General features: G+C 70.9%; 15 protein-coding genes and 1 tRNA gene. 3 read left to right on the forward strand and 13 right to left on the reverse strand.

From position 1 onward, the window contains the following. Positions 1–20 precede the first annotated feature (20 nt). The 12 genes from AC08OJ_RS05505 to AC08OJ_RS05560 form a co-directional block, all read right to left on the reverse strand. The gene (locus AC08OJ_RS05505) at positions 21–1,277 is read right to left on the reverse strand and encodes a serine hydroxymethyltransferase (RefSeq protein ID WP_476591840.1); all 1,257 of its coding nucleotides are present in this window, start codon (positions 1,275–1,277) and stop codon (positions 21–23) included. A 288-nt stretch (positions 1,278–1,565) separates the two neighbouring features. Further along, positions 1,566–2,216 carry an L-threonylcarbamoyladenylate synthase gene (locus tag AC08OJ_RS05510; RefSeq protein WP_476591839.1) on the reverse strand — a complete coding sequence of 217 codons (651 nt, stop codon included), beginning with the start codon at positions 2,214–2,216 and terminating at the stop codon, positions 1,566–1,568. A gap of 35 nt (positions 2,217–2,251) precedes the next feature. Further along, positions 2,252–3,271, reverse strand: a complete 1,020-nt coding sequence (gene prmC / locus AC08OJ_RS05515) for a peptide chain release factor N(5)-glutamine methyltransferase (protein ID WP_476595206.1) — start codon at positions 3,269–3,271, stop codon at positions 2,252–2,254. Beyond that, positions 3,268–4,341 carry a peptide chain release factor 1 gene (gene prfA / locus AC08OJ_RS05520; RefSeq protein ID WP_462186542.1) on the reverse strand — a complete coding sequence of 358 codons (1,074 nt, stop codon included), beginning with the start codon at positions 4,339–4,341 and terminating at the stop codon, positions 3,268–3,270. Before prfA ends, prmC begins: the two co-directional genes overlap by 4 nt. Positions 4,342–4,469: 128 nt before the next feature. Next, the gene (gene rpmE / locus AC08OJ_RS05525) at positions 4,470–4,706 is read right to left on the reverse strand and encodes a 50S ribosomal protein L31 (protein WP_476591837.1); all 237 of its coding nucleotides are present in this window, start codon (positions 4,704–4,706) and stop codon (positions 4,470–4,472) included. A gap of 155 nt (positions 4,707–4,861) precedes the next feature. Next, complete coding sequence (rho, locus tag AC08OJ_RS05530; RefSeq protein ID WP_476595207.1) at positions 4,862–7,162, reverse strand: transcription termination factor Rho; 2,301 nt, start codon at positions 7,160–7,162, stop codon at positions 4,862–4,864. Between the two features lie 436 nt (positions 7,163–7,598). Beyond that, the gene (locus AC08OJ_RS05535) at positions 7,599–8,726 is read right to left on the reverse strand and encodes a homoserine kinase (protein WP_476591835.1); all 1,128 of its coding nucleotides are present in this window, start codon (positions 8,724–8,726) and stop codon (positions 7,599–7,601) included. Then, positions 8,723–9,856, reverse strand: coding sequence for a threonine synthase (gene thrC, locus AC08OJ_RS05540; RefSeq protein ID WP_476591834.1), 1,134 nt, complete (start codon positions 9,854–9,856; stop codon positions 8,723–8,725). Before thrC ends, AC08OJ_RS05535 begins: the two co-directional genes overlap by 4 nt. After that, positions 9,853–11,136, reverse strand: a complete 1,284-nt coding sequence (locus tag AC08OJ_RS05545; protein ID WP_476591833.1) for a homoserine dehydrogenase — start codon at positions 11,134–11,136, stop codon at positions 9,853–9,855. The genes thrC and AC08OJ_RS05545 overlap by 4 nt, the downstream gene beginning before the upstream one ends. After that, complete coding sequence (gene lysA / locus AC08OJ_RS05550) at positions 11,133–12,536, reverse strand: diaminopimelate decarboxylase (protein WP_476591832.1); 1,404 nt, start codon at positions 12,534–12,536, stop codon at positions 11,133–11,135. The genes AC08OJ_RS05545 and lysA overlap by 4 nt, the downstream gene beginning before the upstream one ends. Before the next feature lie 102 nt (positions 12,537–12,638). Further along, complete coding sequence (locus AC08OJ_RS05555; RefSeq protein ID WP_476595208.1) at positions 12,639–13,667, reverse strand: DALR anticodon-binding domain-containing protein; 1,029 nt, start codon at positions 13,665–13,667, stop codon at positions 12,639–12,641. A gap of 24 nt (positions 13,668–13,691) precedes the next feature. Further along, positions 13,692–14,078, reverse strand: coding sequence for a response regulator transcription factor (locus tag AC08OJ_RS05560; RefSeq protein ID WP_476591830.1), 387 nt, complete (start codon positions 14,076–14,078; stop codon positions 13,692–13,694). 73 nt (positions 14,079–14,151) lie between these two features. Here AC08OJ_RS05560 and AC08OJ_RS05565 point away from each other — a divergent pair. Then, positions 14,152–14,223, forward strand: a tRNA-Arg gene (locus tag AC08OJ_RS05565). Between the two features lie 238 nt (positions 14,224–14,461). Here the strand turns inward: AC08OJ_RS05565 and AC08OJ_RS05570 are convergent. Continuing rightward, a complete protein-coding gene (locus AC08OJ_RS05570; RefSeq protein WP_476595209.1) occupies positions 14,462–15,073 on the reverse strand; it encodes a helix-turn-helix domain-containing protein in 612 nt (203 codons plus the stop codon). Between the two features lie 75 nt (positions 15,074–15,148). Between AC08OJ_RS05570 and AC08OJ_RS05575 the strand changes: the two genes are divergently transcribed. Next, positions 15,149–16,054, forward strand: coding sequence for a hypothetical protein (locus AC08OJ_RS05575; protein ID WP_476591829.1), 906 nt, complete (start codon positions 15,149–15,151; stop codon positions 16,052–16,054). A 19-nt stretch (positions 16,055–16,073) separates the two neighbouring features. Next, a partial coding sequence (locus AC08OJ_RS05580) for a hypothetical protein (protein WP_476595210.1) occupies positions 16,074–16,335 on the forward strand: 262 nt, incomplete at its 3' end.

Consider the following 16,335-nt stretch of genomic DNA (forward strand, 5'->3'; position numbering starts at 1 on the left):
TCCCTACCGCGGATCGGCCCCTACCGCGGATAGGCCGGATGCCGGGCGACAAGCGCGGACACCGCCGCCGCCACGTCGGCGGCGGTGTCCGGCTCACGCACCGCGTGGGCGATCAGCCCCGCGATCTCCTTCATCTCCCCCTCGCCCATCCCCTGGGTGGTGACCACCGGGGTTCCTACCCGGATGCCGGAGGAGATCGCGGGCGGCTGCGGGTCATAGGGAATGGCGTTCTTGTTCAGGGTGATGCCGGCCGCGTCGCAACGCGCCTCGGCTTCCTTGCCACTGACCCCGAGTTCCCGCAGGTCGAGCAGGGCGAGATGGGTGTCGGTGCCACCGGCGACGGGCCGGATGCCCTCGGCAGCGAGCCCGTCGACGAGCCGCTGCGCGTTGGCCACCACCTGGCGAGCGTACTGCGCGTAAGCGGGCGAGGCCGCCTCCCGCAACGCGACGGCCTTCGCCGCGACCGCGTGCATCAGCGGGCCACCCTGGCTGAACGGGAACACGGCCTTGTCGATGCGGGAGGCCAGCTCCTCGCGCGCGAGGATCATGCCCCCCCGCGGGCCGCGCAACACCTTGTGGGTGGTAAAGCTGACGACGTCGGCGTAGGGCACGGGGCTCGGGATCGCGCCCCCGGCGACCAGACCGATGAAGTGCGCCGCGTCCACCATCAGCCACGAACCAACCTCGTCGGCGATCGAGCGGAACGCGGCGAAGTCGATCAGACGTGGGTAGGCCGTCGCCCCACAGATGATCATCTTGGGCCGGTGCTGGCGGACGAGCTCCCGCACCTGGTCGTAGTCGATCAGCTCGGTGTCCTCCCGCACGCCGTAGGCCACCACGTTGAACCACTTACCGGAGAAGCTCACTTTGCTGCCGTGGGTGAGGTGACCGCCATGCGGCAACGACATCGCCAGGACTGTGTCACCGGGCGTGAGTAGCGCCGCATACACCGCGAAGTTCGCCGACGAGCCCGAATGCGGTTGCAGGTTGGCGTGCTCCGCGCCGAAGAGCTGCTTCGCCCGGGCGATGCCGATCTCCTCGGCCCGGTCGACCACCTGGCAACCGCCGTAGTAACGCCGACCCGGATACCCTTCGGCGTACTTGTTCGACAACGTCGAGCCCAGCGCCGCCAGCACCGCCGGGGACGTGAAGTTCTCGCTCGCGATGAGTTGCAGGCCGCCGCGCAGCCGGTCCAGCTCATCGAGGACCACCTCCGCGATCTCCGGATCCGTCGCGCTCAGCTGGTCGAAGTCCGGGCCCCAGAACGGGGTGCTCATGACGTTCCTAACCTCCTGCGCTAGAACGGCGACCGCGCTGGAACGGCAACCGTGCCACAACCGGCAACCGATGACCGGTGCCGCCGCGCGGGCGGCCCGGTCACCCCATGCTCCTCTGGCCCGGGAACACCATCCACCCGGATCTACCCGAAGCCACCCGCTGTGACCATCGCCCCCGCGACCCGGTTCAGGATCGTACGGGACTCTCCCGCCGGGACGATCAGCGGCGTCAGACCCACCCCACGCCGGCCCGTCCGGACCGTCCGGGCCCGGCTCCAGTTCACGGGCTCACCGGTTCACGGGCTCCCGGACCAGCGGCAACACTGCACGCAGCGCGGTGAGATCAATCGCACCGCTGCGCAGTACAACGGGCACCTCCTCGGTGCAGTCGACGATGGTCGAGGGGACGGCGGCCGGGCACGGTCCCCCGTCGAGATAGACACCCGCGGCACCGCCGAGCTGGTGCAGCGCCTCGTCGATCGTCGTCGCCGGAGGCTGGCCGCTGATGTTCGCGCTGGAGACGGCCATCGGCCCGGTCCGACCCAACAGCTCGATCGCCACCGGGTGCAGCGGCATGCGCACCGCCACCGTGCCCCGGCCCTCCCCGAGATCCCAGCGCAGCGACGGGGTGTGCCGGACTACCAGCGTCAGCCCGCCCGGCCAGAATGCGGTGATCAGCTCCCGGACCTGGGGAGTCATCCGCTCGATCAGCCCGTCGAGGGTGCGCCAGGAGCCGACCAGGACCGGGACCGGCATGTTCCGGCCACGCCCCTTTGCCGCCAGCAGCGAGGCCACCGCGTCCCGGTCGAAGGCATCGGCGCCCAGCCCGTAGAGCGTGTCGGTGGGGAGCACAACCAGCCCACCCCGGGCGACGGTGCTGACCGCCGCGTCGAGACCGCGGGCCCGCTCCCGTTCGTCGGAGCAGTCGAAACGTTCCATTGCCCGTCCTCTTTCTCAAGGATCAGGGTTCGTCCTCAGGATCGGGGCTCGCGGGACGCCCCGCGCTGGCCGGTGACGAACCGGTCCCGGCCGGCCAAGTCCCGATGATCCGCCACGTGCGACCAGCGGCCATCGGCGCGAAGCAGCTCGGGCGCCGACACCCCGTGGCCGTCGGCGTGTTCGATGACGAGTAGACCGCCTGGCCGCAGGAGCCGCGCCGCCACCCCGACAACCGTGCGCACCACGTCGAGCCCGTCGGGCCCTCCCCACAGGGCGCGGGCCGGATCATGCTCGCCCACCTCGGGCTCCACCGTGTGGCGGTCGGAGTCGGGGAGGTACGGCGGATTGCTGATGATCAGGTCGACCGTCCCGGCGAGCCGGGTGAACGGCTCGGGCAGCGCCGCGGCGATGTCGGCTGCGTGCGCCGTCACGGGAAGACCGGTGTCGGCAATGTTGCGTCGCAGCCAGACCACCGCCGCCGGGTCGACCTCCACGGCGTGCACCCTCGCGCCGGGCAGCTCCGCCGCCAGGGACAGCGCGATCGCCCCCGAGCCCGCGCACAGATCGACGCACAACGGTCCCGGCTGCCGGGCCCCGGTGAGCCCGGCAGGCCCGGTGAGCTCGGTGAGCGCCCATTCGACGACAGACTCCGTCTCGGGCCTCGGGATGAAGACCCCGGGGCCGACGGTGAGCTCGAGGTGGCGGAAGCCGGCGACACCGGTCAGGTGCTGCAGCGGCACCCGTTGCGCACGCCTGGCCACGAGCTCGTCCAGCCGCCGCGCCGCTGCCGCCGTGACGTCGTCGAGCAGTGCCAGCCGGCCGCGGGGCACCGCGAGCACGAAGGCGGCGAGCTGCTCGGCGTCGGCACGGGGGCTCGCCACCCCGGCCGCACGCAACCGGTCGGTCGCCGCCGCCAACCACGCGCCCAGCGGTGTCAGGTCGGCCGCGTGGCGCACCGGGCTCAGGGGATCCGCGGAGCCCGAATGCGGGGACGCGCCCCGGCCCGGCTGCTCCGTGCCCCGAGAGCGCCCCTGCACGGCCGACGGACCGGTCATGACGCCTGAGCCGCCAGCCGCGCGTCGAGGTCCGCGGCGGCCAGCGCGTCGAGGACCTCGTCGAGCTCCCCGTCGAGCACCTGGTCGAGGTTGTGTGCCTTATAGCCGACCCGATGGTCGCTGATCCGGTTCTCGGCGAAGTTGTAGGTCCGGACCCGCTCCGACCGGTCCACCGTGCGGACCTGGCTGGCACGCGCCAGCGACGCCTCCGACTCGGCCTTCTCCCGGGCCGCCCCGAGCAGGCGGGCCCGCAGGATCCGCAGCGCGGACTCCTTGTTCTGTAGCTGGCTCTTCTCGTTCTGGCAGGAGACGACCACACCGGTCGGGATATGGGTGATCCGGACCGCGGAGTCCGTGGTGTTGACGCTCTGCCCACCGGGGCCGGACGAGCGGAACACGTCGATGCGCAGGTCGTTCGGGTCGATCTCGACATCAACCTCCTCGGCCTCCGGAAGCACCAGGACCCCGGCCGCCGAGGTGTGGATACGTCCGGCGGACTCGGTGACGGGCACCCGCTGGACGCGGTGCACCCCGCCCTCGAAGCGCAGCCGGCCGTAGACGCCGTCCCCGGGGCCCGCGGGTCCCCGGGCCTTCACCGCCACGCTGACATCACGATAACCGCCGAGGTCGGAGGGGTTGGCGTCGAGGATCTCGGTTTTCCAGCCGCGCCGTTCGGCATAGCGCAGGTACATCCGGAGCAGGTCTCCGGCGAACAGCGCCGATTCTTCGCCACCGGCGCCGGCCTTGACCTCGAGGATGGCGTCCCGGGCGTCGTCCGGGTCAATCGGGACGAGGTAGGCCCGCAGTCGGTCGTTGAGCCGGGCCAGCTCCCCGCCGAGATCATGGACCTCGTCCCGGAACGACGGGTCCAGCGCCGCGAGCTCGCGGGCGGCAGCGAGGTCCCCCTCCACCCGGTCGAGCTCGCGCGCAAGATCCACGACCGGGGCGAGCTGCGCGTAGCGACGGCTCAGGGCGCGCGCCTTCGCGGGGTCGTTGTGCACCGCCGGGTCGGCGAGCTGCCCCTCGATCTCGGCGTGCTCGGCGATCAGGCCGTCGAGCGGGGACGTCATCGTGGTTCCTTCGCACGTCATGGTCCTGGAACACGTCACGGTTCCGGGAGAGGGTCGGTGGGACGGGTACCACCCGTCCCAGACGCAAACGGCGCCCGTCCGGAGTCCGAACGGGCGCCGCGGCCAAGCTACTTCGCGCCGCCGACCTTCTCGCCGGGGCGCCGCCGACCGAACCGGCGCTCGAACTTCTCGACCCGGCCGCCGACGTCGAGGATCTTCTGCTTGCCGGTGTAGAACGGGTGGCACTGCGAGCAGACCTCGGCGTTGACGACGCCGTTCTCCTTGGTGCTGCGGGTGGTGAAGGTGTTCCCGCAGGTACAGGTGACCGTCGTCTCGTGGTAGGTCGGGTGGACGTCAGACTTCATGATCCCTCTTTCGAAGTGGCCGCCGGGTCGTCGTCTCGCGTGGACGACGTGAACCGGAGCCGGTCTGCTGCCAGTCTGCCAGAGGCCGGGTGCACCGACCGCCAGCCGATGCCAGGGGTCCCCACACTGCGCCGAAGACGCCGTGTGGGGGAAGGCTAATCCTGAGGCGGTGCGGTCTTGGCGATCTGCATCAGGAACTCGTAGTTCGTCCTGGTCTGCTTGAGCCGGTCGAGCAGGAGCTCGAGGGCCTGCTGAGTCTCCCTGGTGTGGAGCACGCGACGCAGCTTGTGCATGATCGCGAGCTCGTCCGGGGCAAGCAGGATCTCCTCCTTGCGGGTACCGGAGGCGTCAACATCCACCGCGGGGAAGATCCGCTTATCGGCGATCTTGCGATCAAGTTTGAGCTCGGCGTTGCCGGTTCCCTTGAACTCCTCGAAGATCACAGTGTCCATCGTCGAACCGGTCTCCACCAGCGCCGTCGCAATGATCGTCAGAGACCCGCCGTTCTCGATGTTGCGGGCCGCGCCGAGGAACCGCTTCGGCGGGTAGAGCGCCGTCGAGTCGACACCACCGGACAGGATACGACCGGAGGCCGGGGCAGCCAGGTTGTAGGCACGGCCCAATCGGGTGATCGAGTCGAGCAGCACGACGACGTCGTGGCCCAGCTCGACCAGGCGCTTGGCCCGCTCGATGGACAGCTCGGCAACATTGGTGTGATCGGCCGGTGGACGGTCGAAGGTGGACGCGATGACCTCGCCCTTGACCGACCGCTGCATGTCGGTGACCTCCTCCGGCCGCTCATCGATGAGCACGACCATGAGGTGGACTTCCGGGTTGTTCGTCGTGATCGCGTTCGCGATGGACTGCAGCACCATCGTCTTACCCGCCTTGGGCGGGCTGACGATCAGGGCCCGCTGCCCCTTGCCGATCGGCATCACGAGGTCGATGACCCGCGTGGTCAGCATGTGGGGCTCGGTCTCCAGGCGCAGCCGCTCCTGGGGGTAGAGCGGAGTCAGCTTGGTGAACTCCGGCCGGCCGCGCGCCTCCTCGGGCTCCATCCCGTTGATGGTGTCGAGCCGGACCAGCGCGTTGTACTTGTCCCGGCGCTGCTCGCCCTCCTGCGGGGCGCGGACGACACCGGTGATGGCGTCACCGCGGCGCAGCCCATTGCGACGCACCTGGGCGAGGCTGACGTAGACGTCGGTCGGGCCGGTCAGGTACCCGCTGGTCCGCACGAAGGCGTAGTTGTCCAGAACGTCGAGAATGCCGGCGACGGGGACCAGGACGTCGTCCTCGCGCAGGACCGGCTCGTTCTCGCTCGGGCCAGCCTGCCCACCGCGACCGCGGTTACGACCGCGTTCCCGGAAGCGGCCCCGCCGGCCACGAGCGGCGAAGTCGTCCTCGCCTTGTCCCCCTTGCCCCCCCTGCCCGGGCCGGTCGCCGCCGGAACGCTCTGCCCCGGATCGGTCACTCTGCTGGGTGCGGTCCACGCGGCTGGGACGATCAGCGGCCTGACGGTCCGTACCGGAGCGGCGGTCCGCGCCTTGGCGGTCCGCCGTGACACGCTCGCCACCGGCCTCACCGCCCTGACGGTCGCTCGCGCTCACCCGGCCGTTGTCGGCGGAACGATCCCGACGGTCCTCCCGGCTCCGGGGACCGGCATCGGTCTGACGGTGGGACGCGGCGGCCGGCGGAGCCGACGCGGGCGCCCCGGTCGGCTGGGCGGACACGGTCGGCTGGGCGGAAGCCACGGCGGAGGCGGCCGATCCGGCCCGGGCATCCGTAGCCGATCCGGCCCGGGTCTCCACGACCGTGTCCCCGGCCGCCGTTTCGGGCAGGGTCGGCTGCTCGACGGCGGGGCTCGCCGCCGCCCGAGAGGCCCCACGACGGGAACGGGTGCGGGTAGCGGTGCCGTCCGGGCCGGCAGCCTGCCGGGACACCCGCGGCGCGGGAGATATCTCGCTCGCAGCCGGGACCGGTCCGGCGGACGAGGCCGGCCCCGATTCCGCCGGAAGCGGCGCAAAGGCCGAGGAGGCCGCGGGGGCCGAAGAAGTCCCTGGGGCGGGCGCGGCCGCGGACTCGTTGTTCTGCAGGTTCTGGATCGCGGCGATGAGCTGGCCTTTGCGCAACCGGCCCACGCCCTGGATCCCCAGGGACGAGGCCTTGGCCTGCAGTTCGGGGAGCAGCATCGCGGACAGACCGGTGCCCTGCCGGCGGCGTCGGGTCACGGCCGCACCTTCTCCGGCCGGAGAAGGTGCGGGGAGAGCGGTCCGGGTGGTACGGCCTGCGCGCGAGTCACCGTTCCCGGTGGGCTCAGCGTTCCCGGTGGGCTCAGCCGAGATGGCGTCTACGGACGAGATGCCCGCCGCCAAGTCGCTCTCCCGGGGCGATGCAGGCGTCACGGGCGGCGCAGACTCACGTGCGCTCTGCGGCAGCACGTTGGTGGTGTCGCTCAAGGTTTTCCTTCCCTGAAGGAACTGGCTCCTGGTGAGCCGGGCGTTGCTTGTGGACCTTCTTCGCCTGCACACATGCCGGATGAAGGGGTATACAGCACCGGATGGGCGAGCATCGCGCCCGTGTACGGCGCCAGCGGCCGACTGCCGCGAGCGAACTCGCCGATCCCGCCTGGGGAGTGCCGGTGTGGAGCCGAGGCAACGACGACGAAGGCTTATACACCGGAGCCCCGAACCATGTTCCATCTGGCGAGACCAGAGCGGCACGGCGGGAGCGAGCACGCGCCGCGGTGGCAGCGGGTGCAGTCACCAGACTATCCAGCGGCAGACACCTCGGCAACAACCTTGAGACGTCAGGACTTCCCGATGTGACACACAACCGCGAATCGGGAGCTCACAGCGCCAGCCGTCGCAGCGGATCCCACCGCGGGCAACCGGGTCATGGCGCCGCGGATCGACATCGGATGACGCGTGCACCGCGTCTATCCACCGGCAGCGGGACGACGGAGAACCCGGCACCCGCCACATCCACCGCCGCCGCGGCCTGTTCACCGCCGACGGCGAGGGCGATGACGGATGGCCCCGAACCGGACAGGGCCGCCGCGATCCCCCTGCCGCGCAGCCGACCGACGAGGTCTGCCGACGCCGGGACGCCGGGGAACCGGTAGGGCTGATGCACCAGATCCTCGGTGGCACGCAGGAGTGCCTCGGCACGTCGGGACGGCTGCCCGGCTGCCGGCTCGGCTGCCGACATCGTCAACGCCAGCAGCGCGGCCCGACCGAGGTTGCGGGCAGCGTTGGCGAATGGAACGCTGCTCGGCAGCGCCCCGCGCGACTGCTCGGTCGACTGTCGTATCGCGGGGATGAAGATCACGGGTCTCAGCTCGGCGAAGGGATCGACGCGCAGGGACCGGGCACCGTCGCCGTCCGGCCACGCAACGGTGAAGCCCCCGCTCAGCGCCGCGGCGACGTTGTCCGGGTGCCCCTCGATGGCGCTGGCGAGCCGCAGCATGCCCGCAGGCCCGAAGAAGCCGGCTCCGGACGCCGCGCCGGACGCCGGGCCCGGCTCGGGCGCGTCATCGGACACGGAGTCCGCGCCGGCGTCGAAAACGGCATCGGCGTCGAAGGCGGGCCCGAGGTCCGGCTGCGCGAGCGCGGCGGCGGCGACGACCCCGGCGACGATCGCCGCGGCCGAGGATCCCAGCCCGCGGCCGTGCGGGATCCGGTTGACGCAGTGCAACGCGAGACCGGGCTGCGCCCGGCCGAGGGTGTCGAAGGTCGCCCGGATCGCCCGGACCACGAGGTGCGTCTCGTCCCGGGCGACGACGTCCGTGCCGACGACGTCGACGGTGAGGCCGGATCGGGTCGTCTCGACATCGACTTCGTCATACAGGCCTAATGCCAAGCCGAACGCGTCGAAGCCAGGGCCGAGATTCGCGCTGGTCGCCGGCACCCGGACCCGGACCCGCCGCGACACGCCGTCGGCGGCGGTGACCGGCCCGGACCGACCGGCCCGCTCGGCGAAGGCTGCCGTCCCGCCTGGACACGGGGAGAACCGAGTGGTCACGAGCGCCGCAGCCCCAGCGCCTCGGCGGCGCCCGCGACGGTCGGGCGGATCGTTTCCGGCCGGGCCGCGCCGCTGATCGCCCAGTCAGGGTCCTTGAGCCCGTTGCCCGTGACGGTGCACACGACCTGCTCGCCGGGTTCGATCCGGCCGGCCGCCCGCGCCTTCAGCAGGCCTGCGACGCTCGCGGCGCTGGAAGGCTCCACGAAGACACCCTCCCTGCGGGCCAGCAGGCGGTAGGCGGCGAGGATCTCCCGGTCGTTCACGGCGTCGATCAGACCACCGGAGGCCTCCCGCGCCTCGACGGCGAGACCCCACGAGGCCGGGTTGCCGATGCGGATCGCCGTGGCGATCGTCTGTGGCGAGGTCACCACCTCGCCCCGCACGATGGGCGCGGCACCCGCTGCCTGGAAACCGCACATCCGCGGGCGGCCGCTGGCGATCCGGTTGTTCTCCTCGAGGTAGCCCCGCCAGTAAGCGGTGATGTTGCCGGCGTTACCGACCGGCAGGCAGTGGACGTCCGGGGCCCGGCCGAGCGCCTCCACGATCTCGAAGGACGCCGTCTTCTGCCCCTCGAGACGGAAGGGGTTCACCGAGTTGACCAGGGTGACCGGCGAGGTGTCGGCAAGTTCGCGCGCCACCCGCAGGCAGTCGTCGAAGGAGCCATCGAGCTGCAGCAGCCGGGCCCCGTGGACAAGCGCCTGGGCGAGCTTGCCCAGGGCAATCTTCCCGCTGGGCACCAGCACCGCGCAGGTGATGCCGGCGCGGGCCGCGTAGGCGGCGGCCGACGCCGAGGTGTTGCCGGTGGACGCGCAGATGACGGCCTGGGAACCGGCGCCGACAGCCCGGCTGATGGCCACCGTCATCCCGCGGTCCTTGAAGGACCCAGTCGGATTCGCCCCTTCGATTTTGAGATGAACCTCACATTCGGTGAGGTCGGAGAGATGTGCCGCGGGCAGCAGGGGCGTCCCGCCCTCACGCAACGTGATGACGGGTGTGTCGTGCGCGATCGGCAGACGGTCCCGGTACTCCTCGATGATTCCCCGCCACGGCCGGTGCGGCCGCTCGGGCGCCGCGGACAGCACCGGCACGGCCAGCTCGTCCGCGAGCGGTGTAGATGACGTCGTGGTCACGGCTCACCTCCCTCAACCCGTATCACGCCGGACACCGCCCGGACACCTGCGAGACCGCGGAGCTCCTCGACGGTGGCGGACAGTGCCGCGTCCGGGGCGGCATGCGTCACCAGGACGAGGCTCGCGTCGTCGCCGCGGCCGTCCTGACGAACGCTCCTGATGGACACATCGTGACGCGCGAACGCCCCAGCGACCGTCGCGAGTACGCCGGTCTTGTCGGTGACGTCGAGATTCACGTGATACCTCGTCACGGTACGGCCCATCGGCAGCACAGGCAGCGCGGCGTAGGACGATTCACCAGGGCCGCGACGGCCGGCGATACGGTTGCGCGCGACCGCGACCACATCCCCGAGCACCGCCGAGGCGGTCGGCGCTCCGCCGGCACCCTGGCCGTAGAACATCAGCTGGCCCGCAGCCTCGGACTCGACGAACACCGCGTTGAAGGCCTCCCGCACCCCGGCCAGCGGGTGGGTACGCGGGATCATCGCCGGGTGGACCCGCACGCTGATCCCCTCGGTCTCGGCCGAGCGTTCCGCCACCGCGAGCGCCTTCACGGTACAACCGAGCTCCCGGGCGCTGGCGATGTCGGCGGTGGTGACCTCACCGATGCCGACCCGGTAGACGTCGTCGATCGTTACCCGGGAGTGGAAGGCCAGCTGGGCCATGATGGCCGCCTTCGCGGCCGCGTCAAACCCATCGATGTCGGCGGAGGGATCGGCCTCAGCATATCCGAGCGCACCGGCCTCGGCGAGTGCCTCGGTGAACGACGCGCCGGTCTCGTCCATCCGGGTCAGCACGAAGTTGGTCGTCCCGTTGACGATGCCGAGCACCCGGTGCACGCGATCCCCGGCCAGGCTCTCGCGCAGCGGGCGGATCAGCGGGATGGCCCCGGCCACGGCGGCCTCGTAGTAGAGATCGGTGCCGGCCGCGGCGGCCGCGTCGTGCAGCGTCGCGCCGTCCGAGGCCAACAGGGCCTTGTTCGCGGTGACCACCGACTTACCCCCCCGCAGGGCGGACAGCAGCCAGGAGCGGGCCGGCTCGATGCCGCCGACGAGCTCGATCACGATGTCGACGTCGTCCCGGGCGACGAGGCCCGCCGCATCCCCGGTGAACAGCGCCGGATCCACGTCGAGAGCGCGGGTGCGGCCCGGCCTGCGCACCGCGATCCCGGCGAGTTCCAAGGGAGCCCCGACCCGGGCGGCGAGATCGGCGGCGTTGGCCTGCAACAGCCGGACGATCTCGCTGCCGACAACCCCACAGCCGAGCAACGCAATCCTCACCGCGCCACCTCCGGGGAGGCCGGGCCGGTGCCCGGCTCGACAGTCAGGCCCGGACCGGCGTCCAGGCGCAGCAGGTCGTCCTCAGTCTCCCGCCGGACGATGATCCGGGCCGCGCCGTCACGCACGGCGATCACCGGTGGACGCGCCACATGGTTGTAGTTGCTGGCCATCGACCGGTGGTAGGCGCCGCTGGCGGGAATGGCCAGCAGGTCACCGGGCCGGACGTCGTTGGGCAGCGGCACGTCGTGGGCGACGACGTCCCCGGACTCGCAGTGCCGGCCGACGATCGTGACGACGTGTGTCGTGGCCAAGCCGGTCCGGGAGACTAGCCGGGCGGTGTAGCGGGCGTCGTAGAGCGCCGTGCGGATGTTGTCGCTCATGCCGCCGTCCACGCTGACGAAGGTGCGCAGCCCGGGCAGCTCCTTGACGGTGCCGACCTCGTAGAGGGTCACCGTCGTCGATCCGACGATGGCCCGTCCCGGTTCCACCGCGAGGCGCGGGACGGTCAGGCCCGCGGCGGCGCACTCCTTGCCGACCACGGCGGTCAGCCGCTCGGCGACGTCAGTGACCTCCAGCGGGGCGTCCTCGCCGGTGTAGGCGATACCGAGGCCACCGCCGAGGTTGAGCTCGGGCAGTTCGAGGCCGTGGGTGTCGCGGATGCGCGCGAGCAGGCCCACCAGGCGGTGCGCGGCCAGGCCGAACCCGGCCGTGTCGAAGATCTGCGAGCCGATGTGCGCGTGCAGGCCGACGAGTTCGAGGGAGCCAGCGGCCGCGAGCACGCGTTCCACCGCCTCGGCCGCCGACCCGCCGGCCAGCGAGAACCCGAACTTCTGGTCCTCCTGCCCAGTGGAGACGTAGTGATGTGTGTGCGCCTCCACGCCCGGGGTGACGCGGATCAGCACGCGCTGGCGCCCGCCCGCCTCGGCGGCGACGGCTGCCAGGCGGGTGATCTCGGCGAAGGAGTCGATGACGATCCGCCCGACGCCATAGCCGACGGCCGCCCGCAGTTCCGCGACGGACTTGTTGTTGCCGTGGAAGAGCAGTCGATCCGCCGGGAAGCCGACCGAGCGGGCCACTGCGAGCTCCCCGCCCGTACAGACGTCGAGATTCAGGCCCCCCTCATCCACCCAGCGAGCGACCGTGCGGCACAAAAAGGCCTTGCCTGCATAGTAGACATCACACTCGGCGAACGCCCGCCGCCAAGCCGCGCACCGGGCCCGGAAGTCGGCCTCGTCGAGAACGAAGGCCGGCGTGCCGAACTCGGCAGCCAGCTCGTCGACCCGGATCCCACCGATCCGCAGCACGCCGTCGGCGTCCAGCCGGGCCGTGGCCGGCCACAGATTCTCCTCCAACGGCTTCTCCTCCAACGGCACCACCGCTGGGCTGTCGATCTCGCTCATCTCGCCTCTGCCTGCCTCATGCCGCCTGTTTCACGCTTTCCGATTCCGACCGGCTCGTTCCCGAACCCGCCCGGACGCCCGGACGGTCGGACCGACCGCTCGTCACATCCGCTCGGGGGCGCTGACCCCGAGCAGTCCCAGGCCGTTCGCGAGCACCACCCGGGTTGCCGCCACGAGCAGCAGCCGCGCACCGGTGGCCGGACCGGGCTCGGCGTCGCCCTGCGGAAGCACCCGGCAGGAGTCGTAGAACCGGTAGTAGACCCCGGCAAGTTCCTCGAGATAGCGGGCGAGCCGATGGGGGCCGCGCAGCCTCGCGGCGGACTCGATCACTCGGGGGAACTCGCCGAGCGCGCGCAGCAGCTCACCCTCCCGTGGCTGGGTCAGCAGGGCGACGTCGACCGGCTCGGTCGCGGCCGTGAGGCCCAGGGACTCGGCGTTGCGCAGCAGCGAACTGATCCGCGCGTGGGCATACTGCACGTAGAAGACCGGGTTGTCACTGGTCTGGCGGGCCATCAGGTCCGGATCCAGCTCGAGCGCCGAATCCGGCGAAGAGCGGACCAGCCAGTACCGCGCCGCGTCGGCCCCGACCGTGTCGGCCAGGTCGTGCAGGGCCTGCTCGGACGCCCGGCGGTCGTAGTAGTACTCCGTGCCCACCTCGAACCCGGCCGCGGGCCGGATGCGCCCCAGGGCGTCCCCGACGGCCGCCCAGCGCGCCGAGGCCAGCGTCACCGGGCCGGTCGGGCTCGCGCTGACGAACTCCAGATTGACCCGGACACCTCGTGGCCTGACCGCCCGGCCGTACCGGTCACCAGCCGACACCACCGTGCGGGCGATCTCCCCGAGGGCGGCGTCGGCCAGCCGGAAGTTGAGGAACCCCGGGCCGGCGACGTCCACGGCGGCGAGCTCGCTGTCGGTGGCGAGCCGCCGGGCCAACGTCTCCGCGACGGCGCGCGGCGGACGACGAGCGGCCCTAGCAAGCTGGAGCGCGACCGGGGATGCGTAGTCCCCGTGCTCGGGCGTCTTCGGCCGCTCCACCGTGACGGCGGTCGGCACAGTCACGTCCAAGTCGCCGTCCGCGACCGCGCGGCCGATGGCCGTCACGATGGCGTCAGCGAGATCGGCGGGGGTCATGACGGCGATGTTATCGGCGCCGGGTCAGACCGGCTGGCCGGCAGCCAGCCGCTGGACCACGCCGATGAGTTCGTCCGGGTCGAACGGCTTGGTCAGGTAGTAATCCACCCCGACCCGCACCCCACGCTTGACGTCGGCCTCCTGGGCCCGGGCGGTCAGCATAATCATCTTGATGGCGGCGGTGTCCGGTTCCTCCCGCAGCCGGGCGGCCACGTCCCAGCCATTCATCCTCGGCATCATGATGTCCAACGTGATCACCTGTGGGGCGACCTCGCGCACCATCTCCAGGCAGTCCACGCCGTCTACGGCGGTATGGACCTCAAAGCCCTCCAACTCAAGGTTGACGACCACGAGCTGACGTATCACCGCGTCGTCGTCGACGACGAGGACTCGGGGGGTGGCAGCGTACACACCGGAAGCTTACGGCGACCCGGATTCCCGATCCGGCGTTCCGTCCTGGTAACGTAGGCCCCGTTGACCCGGGGCCCCCGTAGCTCAGGGGATAGAGCACCGCCCTCCGGAGGCGGGCGCGCAGGTTCGAATCCTGCCGGGGGCACGTACAGCATCCACGCAGCGAGGTGACTGGTCGGCTACTGTACGGAGCGCGGAGGCTTCGCGGAGGTGCCGGCAATCACTTCCGCCAGATCGGCAACCTGATCAAGGTTGATTGCTGAGATTTTGCTCATTCGCCTTCCTCGCCCACTACGCCCGGTTCTCCCTCGAATCCCTCGCCCGCTGACGGCAGCAGACCCCGCGCGGCCCCGCCGCCCGGTGGCACGGAGGGATGAGGCGCTTCAGGTGTCGTCGCTGGTGACTGCCTCGCGGGCGAGGAGGAGGATCTCCTCGTCGGTGAGCGTGGCAATGTGCTCCAGCAACTCCTGGCGTGGGTTGGCTAGCTCAGGCTGAGGGGCGGGTACCCGGGCATCGGAGTTCTGCGTGGTGGCGCGCCGCTGCCGGTGCTGGACGTATCCCGCGACCAGGCTGCCGGCGGCGACTGCCACGACGCTGCCTGGGAACAGTGTTCCGGTCGCCTGGGCCGCAGCCGGGATCGAGCGCCGCGGGATCCCGACGGCCATGATCGAAGCCATCGGAGTTACAGCTCCGACAAGTTTCAGCGCGGCCTGCGCGCCCGCCCCGGTGGCTGCCGCCCTGAGTAGACGTCTGATGAGTTCGTCGCTGGTGGGGGCGGTGCTGGCGTCGAGCAGCGCCGCGCGGGTCATCAGCTCGGCCGTGCTGACCTGCAGGACCTTGGCGAGAGCGGCCAGCTTGGGCGGGGACGGACGACGAGCACCCTGCTCGATCTTGTCCATGTAGAGAGGGGTGATGCCCGCCTGTCTGGCCAACTCGGCTCGGCTCAGGCCGCGGGCCTCCCGTGCTTCCTTGATGGCGGCGCCCAGCACACTCACCTGTCCAGAGTAGCACGTACGCACAGAACTGGATCAAATCTCGCCTTATTGACACCCACATCGGATTACCCGACCGTGGGAAAGCGATCTACTACGGATCGTTCTTGCTCAGAAGACAGGAGACTCGTTGTGGATGAGCTCCGACCGAGCGTCGAGGACGCCGCGATGGCCAGGTTTACGACTCTCGTCCTGGAGCTGCAGGCGATGGCGCACGGGGAGACCGAGATCTTCGATGCGCAGTTCGATCGGCGGATCGCGGCGGCTTCTCTGGGCGACTTCGGGGTGAACCTGGATACCATCAAGGCACTTGTTTCCCGGTTGGCCACGACCACTAACCCGGACGTCAACGCGGATGGCGAGAAGCCTGTGAACAGGGTGCTCGCCGAGCTGGCAGCAGGGCTGGCAGCGGCTGACCGGCACCTGGTCGAGTTTGTGAAGGCGACGATCAAGGAGATCGAGGAGTTCCTCAACGCCGAGGCGGAAGCCGCTGGCACTGAGCCGGTCAACGTGGAGCTCAAGGACCCCGCAGGTGAGGTCGTCGAGCTGGAGGACTCCCTTCTGTGGAAGCTTATACGTGATGAGCTCCGCGACCAGATCATCGCCGATCTCATCGCTGCCGGCGGTTATGTGGCAGCTGTTCGGGAGTGGCTCAAGAGGAACGCGGCTCAGGCCGCTGCGGCGGTCCCTGCCGGTGCCGGCATCGCTGCGGAAACGGCCGCAGCGGGGGGAGGCGCGGGAGCTGCGGTTGTTCCCGCGGCCTGGCTCGCTGCACTGGTCGGTGCCGGGTATCTCGGCTACAGGACATCTGGGGCGACGGTCCGTGCGGGACGGAAGGACGCGGGCCTGATCCTCAACAGCGCGACGGCGAAGTTCAAGCACCGCCGTGTTCCCGAACTGGACGACGCCGTGGCCAGCACGCGGAAGGACACGATCGACCAGCTTCGGACCACCGGGCTGGCGGAGAGGCCCTGCCGTGGTTAGGGATGGCCGTAAGCGTGCGATGGGAGCGTTCAAGGCCGGCGTCGGAGGTGGGGTAGGAAAGGCCGTCGGTGGTGTTGTCGGCGGTGTAGTCGGCGCGCCGGTCGGGCCGACGACGGCGATCGCCGGGGCGGCGTTGGGCGCGGGCGCCGGCTATCTGGCGGGCGAGGCGGTGGAGACCGGTATGGAGAAGGGGGTCGAGGCTGCGGGGAGAATCGCAGACGACCTGCGCACATTCGCGGAGACGGTGGCTATCATGAGCGCTGGGACGGTCTATGCGGCGG

The organism is Frankia sp. CgKIO3 (genome assembly GCF_977946435.1).